Origin of the sequence: Streptococcus australis, assembly GCF_019930045.1 — a bacterium.
Lineage (GTDB): Bacteria > Bacillota > Bacilli > Lactobacillales > Streptococcaceae > Streptococcus > Streptococcus australis_D.
This window is the reverse complement of sequence record NZ_JAHZQQ010000056.1, coordinates 1-11,705: the sequence shown is the minus strand read 5'-3', so window position 1 is coordinate 11,705 and position 11,705 is coordinate 1. Positions and strand designations below refer to the sequence as shown.

Here is an 11,705-nt window from a genome sequence, read left to right as displayed (position 1 = left end):
TATGCTGTTTTTCGCAATTCTAGTATATCAGATGAACGTGTCTTTTGTGTTGCACTTCATTTTACAACAGGGCAAAAATTTTCATTTTAAAAATTTTTCTCTACTTTTTTCAAAGACAAGTAAAATAGAGTGTTATCTATTTTAACTATCTTTGAAGTCTATATCTGTTTTTTGGAATCATTGCAAAGTTTGTTATAATAAGATTTATAGGTGCATTAATTAATTTTTACAGAACTAAACTATTCCCTATTTAAAAACATTGATTTATATTTCATGAAATTAATAAGTAGATTTAGTTCTGAAAGCACTGGATATTATGCTGTTTTTAGCCCAGATGAAACTAACATTTTTCAAACCTGTTCTCAATGCTCTTTCTTTGTGATATACTAGACTTAACAAAAAACAAGGTAAATGATATGATCATTCTTAAAATTTTTAACAACAATGTGGTCTTATCTGAAGAAATGGACCAGGAAGTCATAGTGATGGGGCGTGGCCTGGCTTTTGGTAAAAAGGTGGGAGAAGAACTGGATGATACAGCGATTGAAAAGCGCTATATCCTCTCTAAAGAAAGTCATGATCTTTTTGTAGATCTGCCTGTTGAACTCTTGGAACTAGCAGATAAGGTGATTTCCTTTGCCAAGTCTAAATTAGAAATTCCGCTGAAGGATAAAGCTTTTTTAAGCCTCGCAGATCACATGTATGGGGTAGAACAGCGAGTTCGAGATGGATTTTTTATGAAAAATTTCCTCATGTGGGACATCAAGCGTTTCTTCCCTAAAGAGTATGAAGTTGGACGATATGCACAAGAGCTTCTCAGTACCTATCTAGGACAGGAGTTGCCAGATGATGAGGCGGGTTTTATGGCTCTGACCTTGGTAAATAGTGAGCTCCAGCAGGGGGGACTCCAATGCGCGTGACTTAACCCAATTGATGGAAGAAATTATGACCATCGTCAAATACAGTTTGGAGATCCCGTTAGAAGAAGATGATATCTATGTTCAACGCTTTATTACCCATTTGAAGTTTTTCTGTGAACGAGTCCTAACGGATAAGGGTTATCGTGAGATGGAGGACAATGAGATGTTCGAGATGCTGAAATGCAAGTATCCCATCGCCTATGACACGACAGAAAAAATCGCCCACCATCTGAAACAGACGCGAAATTACCACGTGTCAGATGATGAACAATTGTATCTGACGATTCACTTATCACGAATTCGCAAGAAAAAATAAAAAATCATAAACCTTGTGTGTTTATGATTTTTTATTGTCTAGGTTTCATCGCCTGTCCAGCCACTGAAATCGTGATGGATGACGTCTTCTAAATAAAAAATATGATCTGTATAGGTGAACTTGAGGATACAACAATTGGTCATGTGAGAGGTGATGTCTACCCGCCAATAATGTTTCCAGGCTCTTGCGAAATTCGCAATGGATCCTCCATGTGACACCATGAGAATGGTTTCCCCACTTGCATTTTCCATTAGTTCTGAAATCGTCTGATTCATGCGATCTTGCAATCCCTGTTGAGATTCTCCCCCGTAGTGAACGAAGAAGTCTTCATAAGGTAGAGCTGGATTGAGGTCCTCACTTTCTCCTTCAAATACTCCAAAATTCCATTCCTTGAGGCCTTTGTTTCGTTGATAAGAGACTTGTCCATTGGTTGCAATTTCCAAAGTATCACAGGCACGTTCAGAAGTTGAGCTATAGGCTTGATCAAAATGAATACCATTTTCTTTAAAATAATTGCCAGCAATCTGAGCTTGGTAGATTCCAAGGTCTGTCAGTGGAGAATCACACCAACCTTGGATTAGATGGCGTTTGTTAAAGAGTGTCTGGCCATGTCGCATGAGATAGAGAGTCTTTGTCATAGGATTCCTCCTTAGAGTAAGTCTAGTTTTTCAAAAGCTTTAAAGAGTCCGTCCTGACGGACATCATCTGTAATGAGGTCTGCTACGGCAAGAATTTCTGATCCACCATTTCCCATTGCAACGCCCACCTGACAGGCTTGGAGCATAGGGATATCCACCTTTGCATCACCAACAGCAATGGTATCGATTCGATCAGCATGAAGATGGTGAAGGATAACATCCACGGCATGGGCTTTATTAATATCTTTCACCCCCAAATCACCAAAGAGTGCCTCCTCTCCACGCCCTCCCCAGGTTCCAGCTTTCAGTTCTGGAAAGGCCTCTTTAGAATCCAAATGGTCCTGGTAGGAGTGTAGGATGAAGCTGATTTTATTAAGGTCATCACGGTAGAGATTTCCACCGTAAATCAAGCCATGCAAGGCGTCTTCCGCTTCCATGTGTAAGACTTGATCCTCACTGGCTCCTTTGCCTAAAGCATACGTTCGTAGAGTCGGTCGAGCAACCTCTCGGAAATTTCGACTAGCAAAGAGTCCGTTATTGCTTTCAAGATAGAATTCTAAGCCTCGTGATTCAAGCCAATCAACAGCTCGCTTGGCTGTCTCATAGGGGATTAGTTGATGTTGAAGGAGCTGACCCTTATGTTCAACATAAGAACCATTTCCTCCAATCATGCCATCAAAACCGATATTCCAAATGTCGTCAGGCATTTCTGCCTTACTCCGTCCCGTGCAAACATAGACGAGATGTCCATTTTCACGTGCTTTTCGAATGGCCTGTCTAGCTGAATCGGGTATGTGATTATCATAGTCAACAATTGTTCCATCAACGTCTAGAAAAATAATCTTACTCATCAGTTCCTTCCTTTCCTATTCCCACGATTCTACATTTTAATTGGTAAGTAATCTACTGATATCCTGTTATATAATGATACTTTCCTACTATACCCCATTATCCTTTTCGTTCTTCTCGATAGACCCGAGGAGTCACGTGATAAGCCTTTTTAAACTGGCGATTGAAATTGGACAGATTGGTGAAACCGACTTCCGATGCAATCTCTAGGATGGAGAGACTGGAGTGTTGGAGGAGTTCGGTCGCCTTTCGTAAACGGTAGGAGATCAGGTAATCGATGCAACTAACGCCAAGATTTTTCTTGAAGAAATTCATGAAGTAAGTGGGACTATAGTTACAAATGGATGCTAGGTGATCAATGGTGAGCTCCTCGTTGTAATGCGCATTGATGTAATCAATGATGGTCCGTATTTTTTCCTCTCTTCGATATGCGTCATGGGTTTGGTCTTTGGAGTGGACATAGCCGTGTTGAAAGAGAAGGTGAAGGAGGGATAAGAGTTTACTTTTCAGTTCTAATTCAAAGAAGCCCTTACGGTAGTAGCCAATTTCTATCGCCTCAACCAGAAGTTTCCGAATCTCGGAATAACCAGCTTGATGAGGTTTGATGACACGATCAAAGTCTAACTGTCCGTTGTAGAGTGGCTGAAGATAATTAATTGAAGCGTAGTCTAAAGTTGAATAGCCAAGCAAATCGAGATGGAAATTGATGGCATCCATAAAGTGATAGTTCCTATCAATTGGGTGGATTGAATGGAGGCAGTTGGGACGGATGAGGATAATATCGCCTTTTTCACTATTAAAATAGTCATAATCAATATGGAATTGCGCTTGGCCATCATGGACATGGATGAGCTCCATATCGGTATGCCAATGAAAGAGAATATCAGGATGACCGTCTTCCATAATGGTCCGAGTAATGGAGTAGGGGGTGAGATCGTTCTTATAGGGGATATTTTTGTGGAGTTGTCCTAAATTAAGCATGATTTTCCTTTTTGTGAGAATAGTATCAGTAATAGACAGTTTAGTGTAAGACAGTTGATTCTGGATTCATTATAATATAAGAAAGAACAAAAGAAAAGAGAAAGAATATGTTTACATTTCCAACAGATTTTTTATGGGGTGGCGCAACTGCTGCCAATCAATATGAAGGTGCTTATAATGTTGATGGAAAAGGACTTTCTGTTCAGGATGTGACACCAAAAGGTGGAGTTCCGGCTAAACCTGGAGACCATAATCCGCTGATTACAGAAGAACCGACTCCTGACAACTTAAAACTTGAGGGAATTGATTTCTACCATCGCTACAAGGAAGACATTGCCCTATTTGCAGAGATGGGCTTTAAGGTTTACCGGACCTCTATTGCTTGGTCACGTATCTTCCCTAATGGGGATGAGTTGGAACCAAACGAAGCAGGCTTACAGTTCTATGATGACTTATTTGATGAATTAGCCAAGTATGGCATTGAACCATTGGTGACACTTTCTCACTATGAGACACCATTGCACTTAGCTTGTCACTATAATGGCTGGGTGAACCGTGATTTAATTGGTTTCTACGAGCGCTATGTTCGTACAGTCTTCAATCGTTACAAGGACAAAGTGAAGTATTGGTTGACCTTTAACGAAATCAACTCGGTGCTTCATGCACCATTCATGAGTGGTGGGATTGCCACACCTGCTGAGGAATTGACAAAACAAGATCTTTATCAAGCAGTTCACCATGAATTGGTAGCTTCAGCCTTAGCAACTAAAGTAGGTCATGAAATTAATCCTGAATTCAAGATTGGTTGTATGGTATTAGCAATGCCAGCTTACCCAATGACACCAAATCCTAAAGATATCCTAGCAACTCGTGAGTTTTCAAATCAAAACTATCTTTTCTCTGATATTCATGCGCGTGGGAAATACCCAGCCTATATCAATCGTTATTTCCGTGAAAATGATATTGCGATCCATTTCGCTGATGGGGATGTCGAATTATTAGCAGAAAATACGGTTGACTTTATTTCCTTCTCCTACTATATGAGTGTGGTGCAAGCACATGATCCAGAAAACTATGAATCAGGTATGGGAAATCTTCTTGGTGGGGTGAGCAATCCTTATCTTGCTAGCTCCGAATGGGGCTGGCAAATTGACCCAATTGGCTTGCGCCTAGTTTTAAACGATTTTTATGATCGTTATCAATTGCCACTCTTTATCGTAGAAAATGGACTCGGTGCTAAAGATGTCTTGGTGGATGGACCAAATGGTCCAACGGTGGAAGATGATTACCGGATTGACTATCTGAAACAGCACTTGCAACAGGTGGGAGAAGCGCTTGAGGATGGTGTAGAACTCTTGGGCTACACGACTTGGGGTTGTATTGACCTGGTGTCTGCGTCGACTGCAGAGATGAGCAAGCGCTATGGATTTATCTATGTAGACCGCAATGATGATGGCTCAGGGACTCTAGCTCGGTATAAGAAGAAATCCTTCGAATGGTACAAGGACGTGATTGCAAGTAATGGTGAGTCACTATATCATTAATTTGCTCCTTATAAGACGACAAGTCTGAGATATTTCTCAGACTTGTTTTCAAAGTAACTATTAAGAAAATGAACAGGAGGAATACCATGGTTTTAACAGTCAATATCTATTACAAGGGAAAAAATGGTGCAGCTGCAAAATTTGCGAGAGAGATGCTAGAAGAAGGGATTGTTGCGGAGATTCGAAGCAAGGAAGGAAGTCTCAGATATGACTACTTCCTACCCATAGAGGATCCGGAAACAGTCTTACTGATTGATCAATGGGCCAATCAAGAAGCCCTTGATCTTCATCACCAATCGTCTACCATGCAGAAAATCTTGGACTTACGCCAGAAATATAACCTTGTCATGAAAGTAGAGCGATATATGGAAGATGAATCAGGAATTCCAGAAGGTGACGAGCAGTTTATTGCTAGGGGAGAACTTTAAAAATAACTGATCAAAAAAAGCATCCAAACCCTTTAAGTAAGATAGGGAGTTGGATGTTTTTTATTCTCTTTATTTCAAATCCGACATCACTTGTTTCTTAGTGAAGGTGCGTTCTTGTTTGTTAGCCAAGGCCTTGATGCGCGCATCTAAAAGAACAGCACGACCTTCCGTACTTCGAGTATAGACCAGGTCATACTTACCTAGGCTCTTTCGGATTTGCTCGACAAAGGCTTGGGCCTCTTCTTTACGCTTGTCAAAGAGGCTTGGCACGGCGAAGTATTCTGTCTGGTCGGATACTTTTTCCTGGGCTTTTAGGATGTAACGCTGGTTTTCAATCGGTGCGAAAAATTCGATCATGGTTTGCGAGAAGAGTTCTTTCTCTCGCATGGTTCCGCCCTTCATATAGATCAGCGTGTTGATGGCATCCTTCCTATCTCGGACCACTTGGATGCGGCTCTCCTGGGTTTGAATCTGTCCAGAAGCTAATAAGGCTTGACGGATAGCTTCTCCAAATACTTCCATGCGTTTATAAGGGCTCTTATAGAGATAGTAGCGCAACCAAGCAAGGAGTGTGAGAACAGCTAAGACGAATAGAAGAATAAGAGAAACGGTGTTCCTTCCTCCTCTATGTGAATAGTAAATAAGGTTGGCGAAAGCATCGGTCAAGGTAGCTGCCGTCAGCCAGCGAGCTAGCTTTCTGGCATCAAAAAATAGGGTCAGAGGCAGGAAGTGTTTATCCACTTGGACCTCGTTTGCAATCTCCATATTCTCAAGAATCGGAAGAGCTTTTTGCCAGCCATCCCGAAGTTCTTGACGATGAGTGGAGCGCTCTAAGGACTCTTCGTTGAGTTTCTGTAACTGTTTTTTAGTATAGCGGATATTGTCAAAGGATAGACGTTCGATTCCGGATTCGATAAAGGGTTCCTTGTAGTGAAGGCCTAAAAATTGCTTCATCCGTCTCTCTAAAAGCTCTAGATCAGGACTGTATTCTTTCAGTTGATCAGTGATGGCTTCGATCTCTTCCTTTTCAAGATCGGACTTTTCATACCATTTCTTTGAGGAAAGATTGATGGAGACCAGATGCCAGATGTTACTGGTCTTGTCTGGATCTTGGGGCCATACTCGGATGGCACGGCCTCGCATTTGGTTGCTAAGCATAAAGCTACCGACAAAGCTCGCTAGGATCAGGGAGTTGACACAAGGAGCATCCCAGCCTTCTCCTAGAAGAGACTTGGTTCCAATCACGACTTGGATGAGCCCCTCTTGAAAGAGCTGGGTCACAGCTGTCACCAAATCATGTTGAGAACCAACCAAACGAACCTTGAGAAAGTCATCAGGAGATAATTGGCCGACACTTTGGTAAGTCAGTCGATTCCCTCCTAGAAGCTCTTCTAGTTTTGGCTTCGCAACTGTTGGGATGATGACGATACTACCTGTTAAGACAGCGATGGCAGGAGGGGTCGTTAGCTCTATGCTTTCCCTGCGAATGGATTCAAAATACGAGAGAACTCCCAACTGAGTGAATTGGGCGTCCTTGTCCCCTAGATGAACTTCAAAGTCTTGGCGAATATAGTCTGTTAAGACCAATTGGCGCAGTTGGCTTCCAAGAGCCTGGTATTCTGCCTTGAAAATCTCTCGAACCGCATTGAGTTTTCCGAGAGATTGATTGAGCAGGAGATCTTGCTTTTTGTTGCGGACCAGTTTGACTTGTTTTCGATCGATTAAGCTAGCTGCTTTTAATTCATGGAGGAGTTGCTTTTCGTATTCTTCTGGTAGATTGTACCAGTGAGGCACCTGAAAGAGCAGGCCTTGCAGAAGAGTTTCAAGCCAGTCCATGGTAAAGGTAGGTAGTTTTTTAGCTCCTAGAAGGTCCTGGAAACGGTTGGGAAAGGCGATTCCCTTGCTCCGAAGAAAGATCAGGGTAGCAGAGAGATACTTGGGCTCATTGAGCAATTCATCATCACTGATCTGCCCTGATAAGGCCTGACAGGATTGCAGGTGTTGACAAAAGAGGGGGTCTGAAGTCAGTTGCTGCAAGAGAGCATTCTTTTGTTGGCTAAAGGCGTCCAACTGAGCCTGCTCTTCTTTGGTTGGAAAGGCAAAGTAGACATAGTCTTGGTGGGGACAAAGGGTCTCTTCCTTGACCAATTCGGGAACCGTAATTTCCTCATCAATCTCACCACACATGCGGATATAGCGTTCCCAAAGAGTAGGGTCCCCTTCATAGGGAGGGGTAGCAGTGAGGGAGATCATCTTTAAGTCAGGGAAGGCTTGGCGAAAGGCTTCCAAACTCTTCCACCATTCATTGCGCAGGTGGTGACACTCATCTAAACAGAGGGTTCCCAGTGAGATGTCTTTGAAAGTAGAAAAGATGTCAAAGCCTTTGAAATCAAATGTTTCAATCTCTGCCTTGTCATCGGTATCCTCGATTTGTGATTGGCCGACGACTTGATTCATGGCACTGTGGAGGGCCTGATAGGTAGCAACTGTAATCAGCTTAGGATGTTTAAGGTCCTGAGAGATCAATTGCTCCGCTTGGCTTTTGTCTTTCAAGAATGCTTGGACAATCCGGTCAACCCATTGTTGACGAATCGTGACCGTAGGTGCCAGAATCAGGGTTGGTTGCCCAAAGCGCCGGATAAATTCGATACCCAAGGTTGTTTTTCCAGAGCCAGGAGCTGCTACCAAATGCAGGTGACCATCCGCCATAAAAGCGTCACTCTTATCGAGAACACGTTTTTGATAGTGTCTCCATTGACCTGTAAAGGCTAGTTCTTGTAACATTGGTTTCCTCCCTTGTACTGTCCCCATTATATCATAGTTGAAGGTATTCAGTTATATGGGGAGTTGCTGTGGAAGGAAAATAGTCCTTTTCGCTACCTCTCCTTGACACAGACTAGATGGACTTATATAATGTTACAAACAAGTTTGGAGGCAACAGATGATCCATAAACATGAAATTCCTATTTTAGAGTTTGACGACAACCCGCAGGCAGTCATTATGCCGACCCATGAGGGGCTTGATCTGCACCTACCTGAAAAATGTGTGTATGCTTTCTTGGAGGATGAGATTGATTGCTTTGCAAAAGCTGTTGGTGCTAAGCAAGTAGCTAGCTTTGTCTCAGCTACCAAGACCTATCCGGTTTATGTCATGGAGCACCAAGGAGAGGATATCTGCTTGGCGCAAGCGCCAGTCGGATCTGCCCCTGCAGCTCAATTCATGGATTGGTTGATCGGCTATGGGGTGAAGAAAATTATTTCCTCAGGAAGCTGTGGCGTCTTGGTGGAAATGGAAGAAAATGCCTTTTTAATCCCGACCAAGGCTTTGCGAGATGAGGGAGCCAGTTACCATTATGTAGCACCTTCTCGTTATATAGAAGTGGATCGTCGAGCACTGACTGCCATTGAAAGGGTCCTAAAACAAGAGTCCATTCCCTATCAAGAAGTGATGACCTGGTCGACAGACGGCTTTTATCGAGAAACGCCTGACAAGGTGGCCTATCGCATTGAAGAAGGGTGTAGTGTTGTGGAGATGGAGTGCGCCTCACTGGCAGCAGTAGCCCAGCTTCGTGATGCGGTTTGGGGCTTGCTCCTATTTACCGCAGATTCTCTTGCAGACCTGGAAAATTATGACCAGCGTGACTGGGGATCTTAAGCATTCGATAAAGCCTTAGAATTGTGCCTAGAAATGGTTCTTCACTTGTAGGTCTATTCTCTTTTTATGGTACAATGAAGCTATGTTAGTCAAATTATTTTTAAAACAATGGCAGTCCAAGATTAAAAGTCTATCTCCAGCAAGGAGGCTCTTTTTCAGCTTTTTCTTGGTTATCTTAATTGGCTCCCTCTTATTGAGTCTGCCTTTTGTCCAGCAAGCAAGCTCAAAAGCAGGTTATATCGACCACCTTTTTACAGCAGTCTCCATGGTCTGTGTGACGGGCCTCTTTACCCAGTCAGTAGCCTCGACCTACAATGCCTGGGGGCAGTTGATCTGTATGCTCTTGATTCAGATCGGTGGCCTGGGGATCTTGACCTTTATCGGTCTCTTCTTTATGGAAAGTCGTCAAAAGCTCAGCTACAAGGACCGACAGACCATTCGGGACAGCTTTAGCTTTAGCAATAACCAGAGCTTGGCCCGTTTTGTCCGTTCTATTTTCATAACCACTTTTACCATCGAAGGACTGGGGGCCTTGCTCCTCATGATTCGCTTCATTCCTCGCTTCGGCTGGGGGCATGGAATCTTTAACTCCATCTTTGTCGCGATTTCAGCTTTTTGTAATGCGGGCTTCGATAATTTTGGGGGCGATAGTATGATGAGTTTCCAGACCGATTGGCTGGTGAACCTGACCTTGTCTGCCCTTATTATTACTGGGGGATTGGGATTTATGGTTTGGTTTGACCTCGCTACCAAGGCCCGCAACCAATCAGGACGGCGGACTCTTCGCTTCCATACTAAGGTGGTTCTCTGGTTAACAGCTGCGATCCTTCTCTTTGGGACAGTAACCAGTCTCTTGACCGAGTTTGATAATCCGGCAACCATTGGGGCCCTCCCCTTGGGAGAGAAAATTTTGGTCAGCTTTTTCCAAACCGTCAGCATGCGGACAGCTGGTTTTGCTTCCTTAGATTATACAGCAGTCCGACCAGTGACGCTCTTCGTCTATCTCTTGCAGATGTTTTTAGGTGGAGCACCAGGTGGGACAGCAGGGGGCATGAAGATCACCACCTTCCTGGTCCTCTTGCTCCTGGCTCGGAAGGAACTATTGGGGCTACCACATACCAATTTAGGAAAACGTACGATTTCACCAGACATTGTTCAACGTTCCTTTGGGACAGCGGTGATTTTCCAGTTGACCTTCTTAGTGGGGCTATTAGGAATCTGTTTGGTGACGCCGGATGGCCAACGCTTTATTTATTTGGTCTTTGAGGTGGTATCCGCTCTAGCGACAGTGGGAGTGACCGCCAATGTAACCTCAACCTTAAATGGAGCGGGACTAGGCATTATCATGGTCCTCATGTTTATCGGACGGATCGGTCCTTTGACCCTCATGGTTAGCTTGAACAATTACCAAGCCAAGAAAGCAGATACCTTGCAGTATGCCAAGGCAGACATCATTATTGGATAGGAGAAACTTATGGAGAATCGAACCATTGGAATTTTAGGATTAGGAATTTTTGGACAGAGTGTCCTGAAAACTCTGCAGGATCAGGATGTGGATATTATTGCGATTGATGATCACGCAGATGTGATCAACCAATATGAATCCATGATTACGACTGGAATTGTTGGAGACATTACAGAAATGGACCTCTTGGATGCGGCAGATATTGGGAACTGTGATACAGTCGTCATCGCGACGGGTGAAAACCTGGAGTCCAGTGTGCTGGCAGTCATGCATTGTAAGGCCCTTGGTGTTGAGCGAGTCATTGCCAAGGTCAAGAATGAAGTGACCAAGGAAGTCCTTGAGAAAATTGGGGCTGATTTGGTCATCCTACCAGAGGTAGAAGCGGGGATGTCTCTGGCCAAGATGATCCTCTTCGAACACGGGATTGAAGTCTTCCAGTTGGATGAAGCAGTGGTGGTGGTCGAGTTTACGGTTCCAGCTAGCTGGGTAGGAAAAAGCCTTCAGGACTTGGAAATCAGAGACCAATATCAACTCAATATTATTGGCTATCGAGATGTGGAAGACCAGCCTTTGCGAAGTCAGATTGGTCCTGACTTTATCTGGCCAGAAGGGGTGCGCGTGATGGCGGTGACAGACAACCAGTATCTGGATAGAATCCAAGACCTCTTAGAGGAATAGAAATATAGAAACGGCCGCCAGGTCGTTTTTATATAGACAAACTGTTCTATACATAAATTAACCTAGATTATTCTTCAAAGAAATCAACGATTTCTTATTTTAAAGTCTTTTCAATAAAGATTAAAACTTTTCTCACGGCGGAAAGTTTTATTTCTGCCCCAATTGTCAAGTCAAGTGCAACAAAGTCATTCCTCTGATTAAGCGAGTGTTCTTCCAGCTGTTTGAGCTAGC

At 43.4% G+C, this 11,705-nt stretch carries 9 protein-coding genes and 1 pseudogene; 6 read left to right on the top strand and 4 right to left on the bottom strand.

Features of this window, described 5'->3' with window-relative positions; all coding sequences use genetic code 11:
- The first annotated feature begins 416 nt into the window (after window positions 1–416).
- Window positions 417–1,236 (top strand): annotated as a pseudogene (locus tag K1J10_RS10770) (PRD domain-containing protein).
- A gap of 38 nt (window positions 1,237–1,274) precedes the next feature.
- On the opposite strand, the gene K1J10_RS09140 reads toward K1J10_RS10770, so the two are convergent.
- The 3 genes from K1J10_RS09140 to K1J10_RS09130 all read right to left on the bottom strand — a co-directional run bounded on the left by K1J10_RS09140 (window position 1,275) and on the right by K1J10_RS09130 (window position 3,704).
- Entirely contained in the window at window positions 1,275–1,874 is a 600-nt protein-coding gene (locus tag K1J10_RS09140; protein WP_223356984.1) for a histidine phosphatase family protein, read from the bottom strand.
- Between the two features lie 11 nt (window positions 1,875–1,885).
- Window positions 1,886–2,725 (bottom strand): Cof-type HAD-IIB family hydrolase, encoded by an 840-nt coding sequence (locus tag K1J10_RS09135; protein ID WP_223356982.1) that lies wholly within the window; start codon window positions 2,723–2,725, stop codon window positions 1,886–1,888.
- Window positions 2,726–2,822: 97 nt separating this feature from the next.
- Window positions 2,823–3,704, bottom strand: coding sequence for a helix-turn-helix transcriptional regulator (locus tag K1J10_RS09130; protein ID WP_223356979.1), 882 nt, complete (start codon window positions 3,702–3,704; stop codon window positions 2,823–2,825).
- Between the two features lie 107 nt (window positions 3,705–3,811).
- On the opposite strand from K1J10_RS09130, the gene K1J10_RS09125 reads away from it, so the two are divergent.
- The gene (locus tag K1J10_RS09125) at window positions 3,812–5,248 is read left to right on the top strand and encodes a glycoside hydrolase family 1 protein (protein ID WP_223356977.1); all 1,437 of its coding nucleotides are present in this window, start codon (window positions 3,812–3,814) and stop codon (window positions 5,246–5,248) included.
- 86 nt (window positions 5,249–5,334) lie between these two features.
- A complete protein-coding gene (locus tag K1J10_RS09120; RefSeq protein WP_223356975.1) occupies window positions 5,335–5,676 on the top strand; it encodes an antibiotic biosynthesis monooxygenase family protein in 342 nt (113 codons plus the stop codon).
- Between the two features lie 69 nt (window positions 5,677–5,745).
- Here the strand turns inward: K1J10_RS09120 and K1J10_RS09115 are convergent, their stop codons facing one another.
- A complete protein-coding gene (locus K1J10_RS09115; protein WP_223356966.1) occupies window positions 5,746–8,460 on the bottom strand; it encodes a DEAD/DEAH box helicase family protein in 2,715 nt (904 codons plus the stop codon).
- A gap of 157 nt (window positions 8,461–8,617) precedes the next feature.
- On the opposite strand from K1J10_RS09115, the gene K1J10_RS09110 reads away from it, so the two are divergent.
- From K1J10_RS09110 to K1J10_RS09100, 3 genes are all read left to right on the top strand, one after another.
- Window positions 8,618–9,331 carry a nucleoside phosphorylase gene (locus K1J10_RS09110; RefSeq protein ID WP_223356964.1) on the top strand — a complete coding sequence of 238 codons (714 nt, stop codon included), beginning with the start codon at window positions 8,618–8,620 and terminating at the stop codon, window positions 9,329–9,331.
- A gap of 82 nt (window positions 9,332–9,413) precedes the next feature.
- Window positions 9,414–10,796 (top strand): TrkH family potassium uptake protein, encoded by a 1,383-nt coding sequence (locus tag K1J10_RS09105; protein ID WP_223356962.1) that lies wholly within the window; start codon window positions 9,414–9,416, stop codon window positions 10,794–10,796.
- Between the two features lie 9 nt (window positions 10,797–10,805).
- Window positions 10,806–11,474: a potassium channel family protein gene (locus K1J10_RS09100; protein WP_223356960.1), complete on the top strand. Its 669-nt coding sequence runs from the start codon at window positions 10,806–10,808 to the stop codon at window positions 11,472–11,474.
- Window positions 11,475–11,705 lie beyond the last annotated feature (231 nt).

What these genes read in the sequence shown, in the direction of transcription:
- K1J10_RS09140 (WP_223356984.1), bottom strand. Translation starts at nt 1,874, where the DNA reads ATGACAAAGACTCTCTATCTCATGCGACATGGCCAGACACTCTTTAAC.
- K1J10_RS09135 (WP_223356982.1), bottom strand. Translation starts at nt 2,725, where the DNA reads ATGAGTAAGATTATTTTTCTAGACGTTGATGGAACAATTGTTGACTAT.
- K1J10_RS09130 (WP_223356979.1), bottom strand. Translation starts at nt 3,704, where the DNA reads ATGCTTAATTTAGGACAACTCCACAAAAATATCCCCTATAAGAACGAT.
- K1J10_RS09125 (WP_223356977.1), top strand. Translation starts at nt 3,812, where the DNA reads ATGTTTACATTTCCAACAGATTTTTTATGGGGTGGCGCAACTGCTGCC.
- K1J10_RS09120 (WP_223356975.1), top strand. Translation starts at nt 5,335, where the DNA reads ATGGTTTTAACAGTCAATATCTATTACAAGGGAAAAAATGGTGCAGCT.
- K1J10_RS09115 (WP_223356966.1), bottom strand. Translation starts at nt 8,460, where the DNA reads ATGTTACAAGAACTAGCCTTTACAGGTCAATGGAGACACTATCAAAAA.
- K1J10_RS09110 (WP_223356964.1), top strand. Translation starts at nt 8,618, where the DNA reads ATGATCCATAAACATGAAATTCCTATTTTAGAGTTTGACGACAACCCG.
- K1J10_RS09105 (WP_223356962.1), top strand. Translation starts at nt 9,414, where the DNA reads ATGTTAGTCAAATTATTTTTAAAACAATGGCAGTCCAAGATTAAAAGT.
- K1J10_RS09100 (WP_223356960.1), top strand. Translation starts at nt 10,806, where the DNA reads ATGGAGAATCGAACCATTGGAATTTTAGGATTAGGAATTTTTGGACAG.